The organism is Elusimicrobiota bacterium, assembly GCA_016706425.1.
Classification (GTDB): domain Bacteria; phylum Elusimicrobiota; class Elusimicrobia; order FEN-1173; family FEN-1173; genus JADJJR01.
Genome location: JADJJR010000001.1, coordinates 2,316,365 through 2,331,354 on the forward strand (window position 1 = coordinate 2,316,365; position 14,990 = coordinate 2,331,354).

The 14,990-nt window shown below is 65.7% G+C and carries 17 protein-coding genes; 3 read left to right on the plus strand and 14 right to left on the minus strand.

Annotation, left to right across the window (positions count from 1 at the left end; all coding sequences use genetic code 11):
* Nucleotide 1 precedes the first annotated feature (1 nt).
* The 6 genes from dnaB to IPI56_09580 all read right to left on the minus strand — a co-directional run bounded on the left by dnaB (nt 2) and on the right by IPI56_09580 (nt 4,382).
* Complete coding sequence (gene dnaB / locus IPI56_09555; protein MBK7545971.1) at nt 2-1,387, minus strand: replicative DNA helicase; 1,386 nt, start codon at nt 1,385-1,387, stop codon at nt 2-4.
* Nucleotides 1,388-1,403: 16 nt separating this feature from the next.
* Nucleotides 1,404-1,856 carry a 50S ribosomal protein L9 gene (locus IPI56_09560; GenBank protein ID MBK7545972.1) on the minus strand — a complete coding sequence of 151 codons (453 nt, stop codon included), beginning with the start codon at nt 1,854-1,856 and terminating at the stop codon, nt 1,404-1,406.
* 4 nt (nt 1,857-1,860) lie between these two features.
* Nucleotides 1,861-2,250, minus strand: a complete 390-nt coding sequence (locus tag IPI56_09565) for a 30S ribosomal protein S18 (protein MBK7545973.1) — start codon at nt 2,248-2,250, stop codon at nt 1,861-1,863.
* Nucleotides 2,251-2,261: 11 nt separating this feature from the next.
* The gene (locus tag IPI56_09570) at nt 2,262-2,708 is read right to left on the minus strand and encodes a single-stranded DNA-binding protein (protein MBK7545974.1); all 447 of its coding nucleotides are present in this window, start codon (nt 2,706-2,708) and stop codon (nt 2,262-2,264) included.
* Nucleotides 2,674-3,153 (minus strand): 30S ribosomal protein S6, encoded by a 480-nt coding sequence (gene rpsF / locus IPI56_09575; GenBank protein ID MBK7545975.1) that lies wholly within the window; start codon nt 3,151-3,153, stop codon nt 2,674-2,676. The genes IPI56_09570 and rpsF overlap by 35 nt, the downstream gene beginning before the upstream one ends.
* A gap of 119 nt (nt 3,154-3,272) precedes the next feature.
* Nucleotides 3,273-4,382, minus strand: a complete 1,110-nt coding sequence (locus tag IPI56_09580) for a hypothetical protein (protein MBK7545976.1) — start codon at nt 4,380-4,382, stop codon at nt 3,273-3,275.
* 121 nt (nt 4,383-4,503) lie between these two features.
* Between IPI56_09580 and IPI56_09585 the strand changes: the two genes are divergently transcribed.
* From IPI56_09585 to IPI56_09595, 3 genes are read left to right on the plus strand one after another with little or no spacing between them, the layout of a single operon-like run.
* Entirely contained in the window at nt 4,504-5,505 is a 1,002-nt protein-coding gene (locus tag IPI56_09585; GenBank protein ID MBK7545977.1) for a peptidoglycan DD-metalloendopeptidase family protein, read from the plus strand.
* Nucleotides 5,506-5,522: 17 nt separating this feature from the next.
* On the plus strand, nt 5,523-5,915 hold the full coding sequence (locus IPI56_09590; GenBank protein ID MBK7545978.1) for a polymer-forming cytoskeletal protein: 393 nt from the start codon (nt 5,523-5,525) through the stop codon (nt 5,913-5,915).
* Nucleotides 5,916-5,922: 7 nt separating this feature from the next.
* Nucleotides 5,923-6,675, plus strand: a complete 753-nt coding sequence (locus IPI56_09595) for a SurA N-terminal domain-containing protein (protein ID MBK7545979.1) — start codon at nt 5,923-5,925, stop codon at nt 6,673-6,675.
* A 10-nt stretch (nt 6,676-6,685) separates the two neighbouring features.
* Here IPI56_09595 and maf read toward each other — a convergent pair whose 3' ends face one another.
* The 8 genes from maf to IPI56_09635 all read right to left on the minus strand — a co-directional run bounded on the left by maf (nt 6,686) and on the right by IPI56_09635 (nt 14,929).
* Entirely contained in the window at nt 6,686-7,405 is a 720-nt protein-coding gene (gene maf / locus IPI56_09600; GenBank protein MBK7545980.1) for a septum formation protein Maf, read from the minus strand.
* A 960-nt stretch (nt 7,406-8,365) separates the two neighbouring features.
* Nucleotides 8,366-8,788, minus strand: a complete 423-nt coding sequence (locus tag IPI56_09605) for a divalent-cation tolerance protein CutA (protein MBK7545981.1) — start codon at nt 8,786-8,788, stop codon at nt 8,366-8,368.
* Complete coding sequence (locus tag IPI56_09610) at nt 8,785-10,701, minus strand: GAF domain-containing protein (GenBank protein ID MBK7545982.1); 1,917 nt, start codon at nt 10,699-10,701, stop codon at nt 8,785-8,787. Before IPI56_09610 ends, IPI56_09605 begins: the two co-directional genes overlap by 4 nt.
* Before the next feature lie 71 nt (nt 10,702-10,772).
* Nucleotides 10,773-11,285 carry a gamma carbonic anhydrase family protein gene (locus tag IPI56_09615; GenBank protein MBK7545983.1) on the minus strand — a complete coding sequence of 171 codons (513 nt, stop codon included), beginning with the start codon at nt 11,283-11,285 and terminating at the stop codon, nt 10,773-10,775.
* A complete protein-coding gene (argF, locus tag IPI56_09620; GenBank protein ID MBK7545984.1) occupies nt 11,282-12,232 on the minus strand; it encodes an ornithine carbamoyltransferase in 951 nt (316 codons plus the stop codon). Before argF ends, IPI56_09615 begins: the two co-directional genes overlap by 4 nt.
* Before the next feature lie 22 nt (nt 12,233-12,254).
* Nucleotides 12,255-13,526 (minus strand): PD40 domain-containing protein, encoded by a 1,272-nt coding sequence (locus IPI56_09625; protein ID MBK7545985.1) that lies wholly within the window; start codon nt 13,524-13,526, stop codon nt 12,255-12,257.
* A gap of 10 nt (nt 13,527-13,536) precedes the next feature.
* Nucleotides 13,537-14,373, minus strand: coding sequence for a tol-pal system protein YbgF (ybgF, locus tag IPI56_09630; GenBank protein MBK7545986.1), 837 nt, complete (start codon nt 14,371-14,373; stop codon nt 13,537-13,539).
* Between the two features lie 28 nt (nt 14,374-14,401).
* Entirely contained in the window at nt 14,402-14,929 is a 528-nt protein-coding gene (locus IPI56_09635) for an OmpA family protein (protein MBK7545987.1), read from the minus strand.
* Nucleotides 14,930-14,990: the final 61 nt, after the last annotated feature.

Below are 14,990 nucleotides of genomic sequence, written 5' to 3' on the forward strand. Positions count from 1 at the left end.
GCTAGAAATTTTCCCCTTCGGGAGCGGGGTCGACGAATTTGGTGTATTCCGAGAGGAAATTGAGGTCCACGTCGCCGATGGGGCCGTTCCGCTGTTTGAGGACGAACAGCTTCGCCTTGCCCTTGAGGTCCGGGTCGTCGCGTCGGTACACCTCTTCGCGGAAAATGGCGGCCACGACGTCGGCGTCCTGTTCCAGGGCCCCCGATTCGCGCAGGTCGGACAACTGGGGGCGCCCCTCGCGGCCGCGGTCCTCGGGCCGCCGGTTGAGCTGCGACAGCGCGATCACCGGCACTTGGAGCTCCCGGGCAAGCGCTTTGATGGAACGCGAAATTTCTGAAATTTCCTGTTGGCGGCTCTCGACGGCCCCGCCGCCGTGCAACAGCTGGATGTAGTCGATCACGATCAGGGCCAGGGGGTTGTTCTTTTGGTTCATCTCGTGGGCCCAGCGGCGGGCCGAGCCGCGGATATCGAGGATCGACGGGCTCGTCGAAAAATCGAAATAGAGGGGCGCCGAGGCGATCTGGCTGGCGACGTTGGTGATGGTGGGCCAACTCTTGCGCGACAGGAAGCCCTCGCGCACGCTGCGCACGTTGATGCGCGCCTGACTGCACAGGAGCCGGAGGCCGATTTCCTGCTCGCTCATTTCCAAGGAGAAAAAGACCACCGGCCGTTTTTCCTTGATGGCCACGTGCTCGGCGATGTTGAGGCAGAAGGCCGTCTTGCCCATGGAGGGCCGGCCCGCGATGATGACCAGGTTGGCGGGCTGAAGGCCCGAGGTCATTTTATCGAGCTCGGCGAAACCGGTGGGCACGCCCGTCATGAGCTTGTTCGACTCCGCCATTTTCTCGAGGGTGGTGACCGCGGTCTGCATGAGGGTCCCCGCGGAGGTCATGCCCTTGGTGGCGCGGGCCTGGGCGAGGATGAAGAATTTCTGCTGGGCCCGGTCGAGGAGCGTCTGGGCGTCGTCCTGGGGCGCGTGGGATTCGGCCGCCACCTCGCGGGCGATGGCGATCATGTGGCGCAGAAGGGATTTTTCGCGGACGATGCGGGCGTAGTGCTCGACGTGGAGCGCCGAGGGCACCAGGTTGGTCAGGTCGAAAAGGAACGGGCGGGCGGCGCCGCCGCCGGTGCGCTCCAACTCGTCGCCCACGGTGACCACGTCCGCGGTGACGTTGCGGTCGTGGAGGGCGCGGACGGCCGAAAAGACCCGGCGGTGGGTCTCGTCGTAAAAGTCCTCCTCGCGGAGGAGGTCCAGGGCCTTGAGCAGCGACTCCTTCTCCACCAACATGCTCCCCAGGACCGCCATTTCGGCTTCCCGGCTTTGGGGCGGGAGGCCGTCGGCGGCCGCGGGCGCGCGCGGCGGGGCGAAGGTGTCGGGCGTGGCCACGGGACCCCGCGGGGGGTTACCCCGCGGCCTGGACCTGGATCTTGAAGGTCGCGCGGACCTGGGGGTGCAGGCGGACCGCGCCCTGGAACTCGCCGGTGGTCCGGATGATTTCGCGGATTTCCACCCAGCGGCGGTCCACGGTGACGCCGCTCTTGGCGAAGGCGTCGGCCACATCGGCCGTGGACACGGAGCCGAACAACTTGCCGTCCTGGCCCGCGCGCGCGGTGATGCCGATCGTCACGTCCTGGATGCCCTTGGCCTTTTCCTGGGCGGCGGCGAGCTTTTCTTTCCGCTCGGCGTCCACCTTGTCTTTCTTGGCGTCCCAGATGAGGCGGGCCCGCTCGCTGGCCGGTACGGCCAGGCGGCGCGGAATCAGGTAGTTCCGGGCGTAGCCCGGGGACACTTCCTTGACGTCGCCGGCGACGCCGAGGTTGGGAATGTCTTGTTGAAGGATGATTTTTGTTTTCATGGCGCTATTCCCCCGTGTAGGGCAACAGGGCCAGGGCGCGGGCGAGCTTGATGGCGCGCGTCAGTTGGCGCTGGTGCCGGGCGCAGTTGCCGGTGGTTCGGCCGCCCAGGATTTTCCCGCGGGCCGTCAAAAAGCCGCGCAGGACGGGAATCGCCTTGTAATCCACATCGGCGGTTTTTTCCGCGCAAAAACGGCACACCTTGCGACGGGGCAGGGGCCGGCCGCGACGTCCGCCGGGACCGCCCGCTTGGGGGCGACCGCCGGGTCCGCCGGGTCGGGGGCCGAAACCCGGACGACCGCCGGGTCGGGGGGCGCCGGAGGCGCCGGGGCGCGGCGCCGCGGACGGCGCCGCCGGTTTGTCCGCCTGGGGGGCGGTGGGATTGGTTTCGCTCATGGCTTCTCTCCTTAAAAGGGAACGTCTTCCGTGGTGACGGGCGCGTCGCCCATCGCCGCGTCCGCGGGCGCTTCATCGCTCGCGGGGGCCGGTTCGCCGGGGGTGCCCTCGGCGCGCTCCAGAAACTGCACGCGCAGGGCTTCGATCTCGAGGCCGGACCGTTTTTGGCCGTCCTTGGTCTCCCAGGATTTGCTCTTAAGGCGCCCCTCCACATAGACGGGGTTGCCTTTCTTTAATTTTTCGCCGCAACGCTGGCCGGCTTCGCGCCACACGACAACGGGAATAAAGGACGTGTCGTCCTTCCATTCGCCGGTTTTGTCTTTGTAGCGGCGGTTGACGGCCAGGTCGAACCGGCAGACGGGCAATCCGGAGGTGGTGAAACGCAGCTCCGGGTCCCGGGTGAGCCGGCCGACCAGTTGCGCGTTATTGAGCTGGAGCAGGCGCAGGAGCGCTGGCATGGGAAGCCTCCGGGGTGGCGCTGTCCGCGGGGACCGCGGCGGTCGGGGCGGCGGGCGCGGCGATCGGAACGGCGGTCGAGGCGGCCGGAGCCGGGCGCGCGCCGTCGGCGGCGTGGAAGCCCGCCGGTGGAACGGACATCATCGGCGAGGCCGGTTTGCCCTTAAGGGCTTTCGTCACGACCTGGCGGATGACTTCCTCGGACACCCGGAAGAATTGGGTCAGCTCGGCAACCGCGGTGGGCGGCGCCTTGAACTGAAGGAACGTGTAGAAACCCTCCCTCTGGCGTTCTATGGGGTAAGCCAGGCGCCGGCGTCCCCATTTATCGGACAGGGTGATTTCTCCGCCGTTCTTTTCGATGAGGGATTTGACTTTGTCGACGTACTCGTCGACTTTTTGGGGCTGAAGATCCCCGGGCAATACAAAGACGGTCTCGTAATGGACCACTGTGTTCCTCCTTCGTGGACTCCCGGCGGGGCCGGGGTGGGTTTCGGCGCGTTGCTTCCGAAACCGAAGTGGCGAGTTTATATCAAATTCGGCTGGAAATCACAACAGGACGGCGGGTTTTAAGCGTCGGTGGATTTGCCCAGCAGGCGCCGGTAGCTGTTGACCGTCCGCCGCGGGATGGGCAACCCCAGCCGTTCCTTCAAACGGGCCTGGAGCTCTTCGTCGGTGCGTTGCGCGAAATCCTTGTCCTCCTCTTCCAGAATTTCCAGAGCGTCCACACACAAACTTTTGCGGGTGCAAAAAAGGTCCTCCAAAAGCACTTCCTCCCCCCAGGGCATGACCAGGCTGCGCCCATGGATGGCCCGGTTGATGGTGGACGGCGCCACCGCCAGATGGCGCGCCAGGGAACGCTGGGTGAGCGGCGTTTTGTGAACCGCCTCCCGGGTCGCCAGGAACCGGCGCTGGGCGTGACAAATATAGTCCAAAATTCGATAAAGGGTGTTTTGCCGCCAATTGATGAGTTCCAGGCGACGCACAAAGGCCCGCAAATGCCGCCGCTCCTGGGGAACAAGCTGCGGGCCCTTTAATATGGCCTGCAGGCGCTCGTATTGGATATCGTAGCGGCCCCGCGCCAGAAGGGGTGAACGGAACTCGAATTCCGGCTCCCCTTCGGCGTTTAAAGTCAGGCGGGCCAGACGCACCACCCGCTGGGCCGTGCCGGGCCGGGCCGGGGGATCGAAGAACTCCGCCTGGATGGAGTACGACAACATGAAATCGCGGATTTTTTGAATGTCCGACTCGTTCACGCCCAGGGTTTGCGCCAGAGCGCTCCGGTCCAAATCGGTGTCGGCCCTTAAGAAGTACCTCTCGAAGTTTTCCTGGCCGATTTTGCGGATCAACGCCAGGGCCTCCCGGCCTTCGGCCAACACCGCGCCGGCCTCCGGCCGCGCCCCGGCGGGGAGGGTTTCCTCGTTCATTTCATAAAAGGATCCCGTCAACCGCGTCCGCGGGTGGGGCTGGAAGCGCAGGACCTTCCAGGAGGACGTGGGGGCGTATAAGAGTTTTTGGAAGAGGGGGTCGGCTTCGACCTGTTTAACCAGCTCGGCGATCTCCCGTTCCGACATTTGGAGCAATTGAACGGTTTGGAGCCGCGCCAAGAGGGTGGCGCGTTGTTGCACGCTGACCTTTTGCAGGGCGGAAAGACGGGGCTGTCGTTGTCGCGCGTCCATAGGAGTCTGGTTTATTCAGTTTAAACCCGGTTTATCGCCTTTTCAAGGGCTTTCAAACATCCAACAAACGATTAAAACGCGAAATCCTTGACAGGCGGGGTCTTATCTGTTACATAAGAGCGTGAAGCCATTCGACAACCCGATTTGGAGGTTTACGATGGACCGCCTCGTGCGCCAGTGGCGGAAGGAAATCTCACGGCGCCTCACCATCATGGTGATCCCCCACGGGATCGCCCGCCCACGTCAACTGTCGTTCTCGGTTCCCTTCGTGGTGTTCATGTTCGTCGCCTGGACAGCTTTCACCGGGTGGGCGGGCCTGGTCGCGTCCGAACGGTTCGACTATTGGCGCGCCAAAGCCAACACCCATTTTCTGAAATTGAAGCTGGAATTTTTCAACAAACAGCTCAACGAGTCCCGGACCATGCTCGACGAGGTCAAAGAGCTGGAATCCGAGCTCCGGGCCCTCATGGCCCTGGGCAGCCGGGACGCCATCATCCAAACCGAAGCCATCCGGGCGCCGGCCCCGACCAACGAAACACGGGCCTCCGGCGGTCCCACCCTCGCCGACGCGGCCGTCCTGGAACGGATGCTCAACGGCAACACCGATTTCTCTTTCGACGACATCGCCAAGGACATCCAGTCCCTCCGACGGGAAGCCGAAACCCGGTTGGCCGGAGCCCGGGAAATCGCCCAAAAAATCGAAAACGAGCGCCAACTTTACAAGTCCACCCCCAACCTGTGGCCGGCCCTGGGCTATCTGACTTCCCATTTCGGCAGCCGACTGTCCCCCATTGACGGATTCGTTGAAGCCCACAAGGGCATGGACATCGCCGGCCCGCCCGGCACGCCGATCCGCGCCACGGCCGACGGCGTGGTCAAGCTCGCCGGTTGGGCGGGCGGCTACGGCAAGGTCGTCGTGGTCGACCACGGCATGGGCTATTCGACCCGTTACGGGCACAACCGGCAGATCCTCGTGAAAACCGGCGACCGCGTCAAACGCGGCCAGATCGTCGCCACCATGGGCGAAACCGGCAACGCCACCGGGCCCCATTGCCATTACGAAGTGTGGTACAATGGCCGCGCCGTCAACCCCGGCAAGTTTTTGAAGAAACACACCTCCTAATAACAAAAGGACTCCCCGTGTTCGGAAAAAAAGAAATCGAATCAGCGCACATGGAAACCGTGATCGGCGCGGGCAGCCGCTTCCAGGGCAACATCCGCTCCAAAGGGTTCGTCCGGATCGACGGCACGGTGGAGGGCGGGGTGTCGGCCGAGGGCGTGATCGTCGGGGAGAAGGCCCACATCACCGGGGACATTGTGGCCAAATCCGTTTTTGTCGCGGGGCGCGTGACCGGCAACGTCACCGCCGCCAACGCGCTGGAGCTTCAGCCCAAGGGTCAGATCACGGGGGACGTGCGCGCCGCCCAGCTCTCCATCGCCGAAGGCGCCCTCTTTGAGGGGAATTGCGTCATGAGCGCCGAGAAGATCGGCGCCGTTGAAATCCAAACCGCCCTCGAAAACACCCCGGCCTGAGCCTCCCATGAAATGGTTCCAGAAGCGTCAGCGGACGATTTTCCTTTACCTCGCCGTCTTCATCACGCTCAGCGTCGTGCTCGGCAGCCTGGGCTTGAATTTCGCCCAAAGCTCGCCCCTGGACGCGGCCATCATCGTCAACGACCGCAAAATCACGCGCAAGCGGTTCACCCTCTTCCTGGACCAGGCGATCGAGCAACAACGCAACAACCCCCAGTACCAAGCCAACCCCGAAGCCGCGCGGGAGTTCCTCAAACGGCAGGTCGTCCAGTCCTTGATACAGGAAGAGGTGTTTCAAACCGAAGCGGACCGCTTCGGCGTGCGGGTCACGGACGCGGAGCTGGCCCAATACATCCACTCGGCCCCTTCGTTTCAGAAAGACGGGCGTTTCGATCCCGAATTGTACGGCCGTTTCTTGTCCCAGATCCGCATGCGCGCCGCCGATTTCGAGGACGAACAACGTCGGCAAATCCGCGTGCAGAAAACCCAGTATTTGATGTCCGCCCCGGTCCGGGTGTCTTCCCTCGAGTGGGCCGCCCGGGAGCCGGACATCCTCGCCGCCGCGTCGAAGGAAGACCGGAAAACCATTCGGGAAAACCCCGCCGCCGCCCGGGACCAATGGCGGCAAAGGGAAGCGCAGGCCAGCTTTCAGGAGTGGTACAACACCGTCAGCACCCGCCTCAAGACCCGCGTGCTCCTCGAATCCGCGGCCCCGTCGAACGTTCCCGCGGCGCCCCCCGCCGCCGCCCCCGCGCCTTAATCTGAATTTCTCATTTGGACCGCGGAATTCGAGGAGCGATGTCGGGCTTTTTCTTCCTCAAAAAGTTCTTGCGATGTCCCTGCATCGACTTCGCTTTTTTCGTCGAAAAATCCACGGCCTCGCTCCTCGCGGTCCTCGCGCCAACTGAGAAGATCGGGTTTTTCGTTTTCTCCGCCCGCCGCAAAAGCGCCCGCAGGGCGGCGAGCGGCAACCCCACGATGTTGTCGTAGGGACCCCGGTGCTTTTCCACAAACGGATTGCCCCGCGCCTGGGCGGCGTAGGCCCCCGCCTTGTCGTGGTTCGTTTGCGCGTGCCGCGCGATGGCCGCCGGGGACAGGGCGCGGATCTTCACGTCCGTGCGCGCCGCCGCCGTCCACAACCGATTGGACGGGCGCTCGATCAACGCCAGCCCGGTGAACACCTGGTGCCAGCGGCCCGACAAATCGGTCAGCATGCGGGCGGCGTCGGCGGCGTCCCGGGGCTTGCCGAAAACGCGGCCCCGCCGCACCACCTCGGTGTCGGCGCCCAACACCCAACCGCGGGGCACGCGCCGCGCGACGGCGCGGGCCTTGCGGGTGGCCGAGCGAAGAACGTAAAATCGCGCTTTGACCGGCCGCCGGGGCACGGGTTCCGGCACGCCGCTTTCCCTGATTGAAAACCGCCGTCGCACGCGGGCCAGCAACGCCCGCCGCCGCGGCGATCCCGACGCCAACACAAAAGGAACATCCATGGGTTCTTGGTTTTTTTTCATCGTTCTCGCTCTCGGATTGTCCGCCTGCGCCACGCCCCGCCCCCGCCCTGTCCCGGCGGTCCTCCCGCCGCCGATCGCCCTGTCCACCGGACCGGCGACGCCGCCGGTCACCGTCGCCGCCGTGGGCGACATCATGCTGGCCCACCGCGCCCCGCCCTTTCTCGAGGCCCACGGGACGGGCTACCCCTTCGCCGCCACGCGGGACGCCTTGGCCGCCGCCGACATCGCCTTCGGCAATCTGGAAACTCCGGTTTCCGACCGGCGCGGCAAACCCCACCCCAAAAAAGAATACCGGTTCGTGACCCGGCCGGCGCACATCGCGGGGTTGGCCGAGGCCGGTTTCGACCTGCTTTCGGTGGCCAACAACCACACGGGGGATTTCGGGCCGGAGGTGTTCCTGGACACCTTGGGCCACGTTGAAAAATTAAAAATCAAAACCGTGGGCGGGGGTCGCAACGCCGCGGCCGCGCGCGCGCCCGCGTTGTTCGTCGTGCGCGGAACGACCGTGGCCTTCCTGGCCTACAGCCACACGCACCCCATGGAATTCCACGCGGGACCGAAAAAACCGGGAACGGCCTTTCCCACCGAGGCCGTCGTGGCGACCGACGTGGCCGCCGCCCGAAAAATCGCCGACCGGGTGGTCGTGTCCATCCATTGGGGCAAGGAATACCAATCGACCCCGACCGACTCCCAACGGGCCCTGGCCCGGGCGGCCGTCGCGGCGGGGGCCGACGCGGTGATCGGCCACCACCCCCACACCCACCAAGGCGTCGAGGTCATCGAAAACGTCCCCGTCCTTTACAGCCTGGGCAACTTCGCCTTCGGCACCCGCAACCCCAAGGCCCGGCACGCGCTCTTCCTTCTCCTGTCGTTTCCGTCGAAGGGCCCGCCCGAGGTGGAACTGCGCCCCCTGCTCGTGGACGCGGCGCGCGTCCACTTTCAACCGCGGTTTTTGGAAGACGGGGAGGGACGGCGGGTTCTGGACGAGGTGGTCGCCCTCTCGGCGGCCTTAAAAACCCCCCTGTGTTCCGACGGGATTGCGGCCCGCTGGTCGGTCTCCCTTTCCACCCAAGCCAAATAGGCCGCGTTGCCCCCGACCAGGGGAAAGGCGACCGTCTCCGGCACTTCGTAGGAATGAAGGGTTTTCACGCGGGCCGTGAGGGCGGCGAGGCGCCGGCGGGCGGTCTTGGCGATCAGCAAACGCTCGCGGGCCCGCTCCACGCGGCCCTTCCACCGGTACACCGAACGGACGACACCGGCGTCCGTCACGCAGGCGGCCAGTTTTTCGGCCACGAGGGTCTCGGCCAGTCGCCGGGCCTCCCGGGCGTTCGCCGCCGTGATGAACACGGCGACCGCGCTCACCGCGGGCGGCCGAGGGCGCGCAGGCGGTGGGCGCGCGCCAAACGCAAAAGGGTTTCCACCATCGCGGGGTCCAATTGTTTTTCGGCGCAAACCTCGACTTCATCGAGGGCCACCTCGAGAGGCAGGGGTTTCCGCCCGGGGCCCCCCGCGAGCAGATTTTCCAACAAATCCACCACCGCCAGGATCCGGGCGCCCGCGGGGATTTCCACACCGGCCAGGCGGTCCGGCGACCCGGCGCCGTCCCAGCGTTCCTGGACGTGGCGCACGATTTTGGCCACGCCGCCCAGGGCGGGAATCGGTCCCAAAATTTGGCCGCTGACCACCGGAACGCTTTGGAGCAACTCACGGTCCTTGGCGCTCAATTCCCCCCTTTTGGTGAACAGTTCCGCGGGCAGGGCGATTTTCCCGACGTTGTACAGCAAAGCCGCCCATTCCAAATCTTTCAGTTCCCTGTCTTTCATCGTAAGGGCCTCGCCCAGCGCGAGGACGCCCTGCCGCATCCGTTCCGCCCGGCCGTTTTCCGCGGGAGAGCGCGCGTCGACCAGGTCGCTGATGGCCGCCAACGTCAAACGGGCGGAATCCGCCAGGGCGCGGTGGGTCAGGGCTTTTTCCAGGGCCGCCGCGCCCAAAAGGGCCATGCCCGCCAGGGACACGCCGTCCTCCCCGGTGAACGACTCGCCGTCCCGCCGGTTGATGACTTCCAAGACGCCCACCAGCCGCCCGTTGGCCGCGAGAGGACCCGCCAACACCGCCTTGGTCAAAACCCCCGGGACTTCGTCGATGGACTTGGAAAAATGGTCGTCGCGGGTGACGTCATCGACGTGGACCAGTTCCATGCGCTCGCCCGCGAACCCCGCGAGCCCTTCCCCCTTTTTGAAGGCGACCACGAGGCCTTTGTTGAGGGACGAGGACACGGTGGAGTGCGCCAGGGTGAATTGTTCGGCCCGTTCGTCCCAAAGGAAAATTTGGGTGGCTTGGGCGTTGACGAGGCGCCCGACCAACTCGGCGAAATTCTTCAAAATTTGGTCCACCGACAGGGTGAAGGCGATGGGCTCCACGGAACGAAGCAGCCGCGTCATCTGCTGGGCGGGGGTGGCGGCTTCCGCCATGGCCTTGGCTCGGGTCAATTCCTCCGAAAGAGCGGCGGCGCGGCGCGTGGCCTCTTCCTGCACCTGGAGCGCCGTGTCGAGGAGTTGCCGGGTTTCCTGCAATTGGGCCTGGGCGTCCCGGGCGATGCGGCGCGCCTCTTGCAACTCGATGGCCGCGGTCGGCAACACCGCGGGCGGGGGCGCGGCCGAAGGGCCGGGAGCGGGCGCCGGGGACGACGCCTTGGTGGCGAGCTCGATGGCGGCGTTCCGCGATCGGTGAATGTCGAGCACCAGGGCCATCTGATAGCCCAGGGCGACCGCGATGCCCATGTCGCTGGCCGAAAACGTGCCTTTGGGTGTCTTGTTGAAAAGCTCCAGCACCCCGAGGCGCGCGTCCTCGGTTTGGATCGGCACGGCGAGCAGGTTTTTGATTTCGTATTTGACGGCCTCGGCCATGTCTTTGCGGAAGACCGCGTTTTTGGAGACGTCGGGCAGGGCGACGGGTTCCTGGGTTTGATGCACTTGGCCGATGATCCCGTCGTTGAGCTTCAAACGGAACAGTTTCAGGGCTTTTTCCCGGGCGGAGGCTTCCGTCGGGTTGAGGCCCGCCCACTGGACGGCGGCGAATTCGAAAACCCCCGCGCCCTCGTCGGCCAACAACACCGCGCCGGCGTCGGCGCCGACGATCTCGAGGGTTTTGGCCAACAGATCGGTGAGGACCTGCTCGCGTTTGGCGGAGGAGCGGGCGTAGCGGGAAAGGGTTTGAACGCCGGCGGCCTGGCGCTCCAGCGCCTTGACCGTCTCGAAATAGATCGCGCGGCTCACGGCCGCGGGGCGGAACGGGTCCGTTTCATTGTTTTCCTATTGTAGCGAAAAACCCGGGCGAGAATCAGCGTTTATTGCGCGGCGGCGCGGTGGCGCGCGGCGTGGGCGAGGTAATTCCGGGCGTTCGCGCGCATCCCGTCGCGCTCGGCCTCGGTCAACGGACGCACGGCGCGGGCGGGCGATCCCAGGGCCAACACCCCCGCGGGGATTTCGGCCCCCGGGGGGACCACCGCCCCGGCGCCCACCAAAGCGCCCCGGCGCACCACCGCGCGGCCCAACACAATCGCGCCGATGCCGATGAGGGCGTCGTCTTCCACCGTGCAGGAATGAAGCACGGCCGCGTGCCCCACCGTCACGCCGCGCCCGATGACCGTGGGCACGCCGTGATCGGTGTGGCAGACGACGTTGTCCTGGATATTGGAATTGTCCCCGATTTCGATGGGGTCGATGTCGCCCCGCAAGACGGCCCCCGGCCAAACGGAGGCGTTTTCCCCGAGCCGCACGCGGCCGATGACCTCGGCGGCCGGGTGGACGAAGGCGGAGGCGGGAACGACCGGCCTGTCCTCCCCCAGGGGGCGGATCACCGGCGGCGGCGACCGAGGAACTTGAGCAGGACGGCCTTTTGGGCGTGCAGGCGGTTCTCCGCCTGCTCGAACACGACGGAGCGCGGCCCCTCGAGGACGCCGGCGGTGATTTCCTCGTCGCGGTGCGCCGGCAGGCAATGCATGACGACGGCGCGCTTCGCGGCCTTGTCCAGCAACGCCTCGTTGACCTGGTAGGGGCGGAACACCCGGCGCCGCTTGTCGGCCTCGGCCTCCTGGCCCATGGAGGTCCAAACATCGGTGTAGATCACGTCGGCGCCGCGGGCGGCCTCGGCGGGGTCTTCGACGACGCTCACCCGGGCCTTGCTCGCGCGCGCCATCGCGGCGGCGCGTTGTTGAAATTCACGGTGGGGTTGGTAGCCGTCGGGGCTGGCCACGACGAACTCCAGTCCCAGGAGGGCGGCCGCCAGCATCCACGACTGGGCCATGTTGTTGCCGTCGCCCACGTAGGCGATTTTTAGTTTACGGAGGTCCGACGTTTTTTTCAAGCGAAAGGCTTCCAGGGCCGTTTGCAGGTCGGCCAGCACCTGGCAGGGGTGCTCCCGCTCCGTCAAGCCGTTGATCACGGGGACCGTGGCGGCCCGGGCCAACTCTTCCACGTCGTCGTGGCGCCGGGCGCGGATCACGATCCCCGCCAGGTAACGCGACAGCGTGCGCGCCGTGTCGGCCATGGTTTCGCCCCGCCCGATCTGCAGTTGTTGGTCGTTTAAGGTGAGGGCGAAGCCGCCCAACTCGTACATGGACACCGCGAAGGACACGGCGGTGCGGGTGGAGGGCTTTTGAAAGATCATGCCCAGGGTCTTGCCGGCCAGGGCCTGGGACGGGCCGCCGCGCCGCGTCTTGAGGTAGCGGGCGGTCGTCAACAGCTCGTCGATGTCGGCGGCCGAAACGTCGGCCATGGACAGGAAATCTTTGCGCGTCGGGTTCATGGAAAACTCTCTCTTTTTTTGGTCATCGGCCCCAGTGGGGTGTAAAGGAGCGGCCCGGCAGGGCCGCCAGGGGGCGCGGGTTCGAACCGTCGGCGCCCATGATCCACAACTCGGGCTTGCCGCGCCGGGTCGTGGTGAACGCCAGCCGCCGGCCATCGGGCGACCAGGCGGCGTTCTCGTTGTCCCCCTCGCCGAAGGTCAGGCGGGCGGTCTTGCCCGTGGCGACCTCGAGGGTCCACAGATCGAAGTAACGTTTTTCCAGCATCGTGAAGGCCACCAGGTGGCCCAGGGGCGACCACTGGGGCGAATCGCACAGTCCGCCGGTGACCGCCCGACGGATGTTGGCGCCGGTCGTGTCCACGGTGTAGATCTGGGGCGAGCCCGGCCGGTCGGACGTGAACGCCACCCGCAGGCCGTCCGGGGACACCGTCGGCGCCGTGTCGGCGGCGGCCGATTGGGTCAACGTCTGGATCACCCGCCCCTGCAAGTCGACCACGTGCAAATTGGGTTCCCGGTCGAGGGAGAGGGTGGCGACGATGGAACGGCCATCGGGCGTCCAGGCCGCGGCGGCGTTCAGGCCGGGGTAGCGGCACAGCACGCGCCGGGAGGTTCCGTCGGCGTTCATGACGTGGATGGCGGGCCCGCCGTCCCGGAAACTCGTGAAAAGGATTTGGGACCCGTCGGGGGACAGCTTCGGGAACAGCGCGATGGACCGGTCGTTGGTCAACCGGCGGAACCCCTCGCCGTCGGCGTCGATGACGCACACTTCTTTTTTGCCCGTGGCGTCGTTGACGAAAACGACCCGGCTCGCCGCCGACCCGGCCTGGCCGGTGAAATAACGCACGATCTCGTCGGCCCACAGGTGGGCGGCCCGCCGCGCGCCCTCGCCGAGCGCGTAGCTCTTCGTCACCACCGCACGGCCGGTGTTGGTTTCGTGCAGGGTGGCCGTGAACCGCAGCCCGCCCAACGCGGCCCTGTCCACCCGCCCGGCGGCCACCAAATCGGCCCCGAGGCGCGACCAGGCCTCGGCCTGGCCCGCACGGCCGTCGTACACGGGACCGCCCTCGATCAAAGTGAAGAGGCCGGTGACGGCCAAATCGCTCTTGATGGTCCGGGCGATTTCGACGGCCAGGGCGGGGGCCTCGGCCACGCCCCGGTCGGCGCCGATGACGGAAAGTCCAAGGTCAATTTTTTCCCCCCGGGCGGAGAGTTCCAGATAAAGCGAATCCGCCGCCGCCAGCGGCGCGGCGTTCGCCAAAATCAATAGCAACCAACGGAGGGAAAACGGTTTCATAAAAAACGGGTCAGCGGCCGGCGCCGCTGTCGCTGGGTTTGGGCGCGGGTTTGGGGGCCGGTTTGGCCGCGGGCTTGGGCGCGGGGTCCTTGTCCCCCCGCAGAGCCCGCAAACGTTGGGCCGCCGTTTGCGCCTCTTTGCGGTGCGGGTATTTGCGGGCCAGGGCGTCGTAGATCGCGATGGCTTCGGAAATTTTTCCCTCCCCCTCCAGGATCTTGCCTTTTTGCAAGTAGGCGGCCGGCACGGAACCGGATTTGGGGTAATTCTTGATCACCGCGTCGAAGGCGTCGAGGGCCTCCTCGGTGTTCTTTTCCGCCAGGTGGGCCTCGCCCATGTAATACTGGGCCTGGGGCGCCTGCTCGGTGTCGGGGTATTGATCCAAATAATTTTGGAACACCTGCAGGGCCTGAGCGTAGCGCCGCTTGGTGAACTCCGCGTAGCCCGCCTGGTAAAAGCGCGAGGGCGAGGGGGCGGGAATGCTTTTGACGCCTTGGACGGTTTTGACCACGGCGTCCAAACGGTTCGATACGTTTTTGTCGAGATCGTCGAGACGGGTCGACAGGGTGGTCATGCGGTCGTCGCTTTCCACCAGCTGGGACGACAGGGCTTCCAAACTGTGAGTGAGCTCGCCCATTTTGTTCATCAAATCCGCCTGGTTCCCCTGCAGTCCCTCTTGGTTCTCCCGCAGGGCGGACTGGAACTCCGCCTCTTTTTTCTGCTGGGACTGAAGAGTGGTGTTCAAGCGGATGATGTCGGCCCGCAGGTCTTCGATTTCCTGCCGCGTGGCCAGGCAACCGGAGAGGGCCGGCAGGGCGATACCCGCGATGAGAAGCGCCGAGACGCGCATGGCAACCCCGCCGAACGGCGGACGGGTCCTATTGGGCCAGCGGCACCCGAACGGCGGTCGCGGCCTTCAAGGTCGTCTCTCCGCGCCGGTTCTGGGCCCAGCAGTCGTCGTCGGCCTCGGTGCAAACCGGGCGCTCTTCGCCGTAGGAAATGGTCGACAGGGCGGCTTTGGAGAGGCCCAGAGTGGCGTAATAACCCCGGACCGCCGTGGCCCGGCGTTCCCCCAGGGCGAGGTTGTATTCCAGGGTGCCCCGCTCGTCGCAGTGGCCTTCCACGCGAACCTTCACCGAGGGTTGGTCTTTCAAAACGCTCTTCAGAACCGCGGCGTTCTTTTTGAGGCTGGCGCGGGCCATGTCGGACAATTCGGCGCTCATATAAGAGAAAGAAACGGATTCCAGCACGCCGGGCACCGCGGCGAAGTCCGTGCCGATGTCCAGGGCCGCCCCGGTGGCGTCCACGGGGGTTTCGGGGGCGGTGGCTTCGTCTTCCACCGGCGGCGGTTCCACAGCCGGGCCTTTCGCCTTGGGGCAACCGCTCAAAAGGAACCCCAGCGACATCAACGCCAGGGAAATAAAAGTTTTGTCATTCAACGATTTCATAATTTTCTCCTTGATTTCC

What these genes read in the sequence shown, in the direction of transcription:
- argF (MBK7545984.1), bottom strand. Translation starts at nt 12,232, where the DNA reads ATGAACCCGACGCGCAAAGATTTCCTGTCCATGGCCGACGTTTCGGCC.
- IPI56_09625 (MBK7545985.1), bottom strand. Translation starts at nt 13,526, where the DNA reads ATGAAACCGTTTTCCCTCCGTTGGTTGCTATTGATTTTGGCGAACGCC.
- IPI56_09565 (MBK7545973.1), bottom strand. Translation starts at nt 2,250, where the DNA reads ATGAGCGAAACCAATCCCACCGCCCCCCAGGCGGACAAACCGGCGGCG.
- IPI56_09560 (MBK7545972.1), bottom strand. Translation starts at nt 1,856, where the DNA reads ATGAAAACAAAAATCATCCTTCAACAAGACATTCCCAACCTCGGCGTC.
- IPI56_09595 (MBK7545979.1), top strand. Translation starts at nt 5,923, where the DNA reads ATGAAATGGTTCCAGAAGCGTCAGCGGACGATTTTCCTTTACCTCGCC.
- IPI56_09635 (MBK7545987.1), bottom strand. Translation starts at nt 14,929, where the DNA reads ATGTCGCTGGGGTTCCTTTTGAGCGGTTGCCCCAAGGCGAAAGGCCCG.
- IPI56_09580 (MBK7545976.1), bottom strand. Translation starts at nt 4,382, where the DNA reads ATGGACGCGCGACAACGACAGCCCCGTCTTTCCGCCCTGCAAAAGGTC.
- maf (MBK7545980.1), bottom strand. Translation starts at nt 7,405, where the DNA reads ATGGATGTTCCTTTTGTGTTGGCGTCGGGATCGCCGCGGCGGCGGGCG.
- ybgF (MBK7545986.1), bottom strand. Translation starts at nt 14,373, where the DNA reads ATGCGCGTCTCGGCGCTTCTCATCGCGGGTATCGCCCTGCCGGCCCTC.
- IPI56_09570 (MBK7545974.1), bottom strand. Translation starts at nt 2,708, where the DNA reads ATGCCAGCGCTCCTGCGCCTGCTCCAGCTCAATAACGCGCAACTGGTC.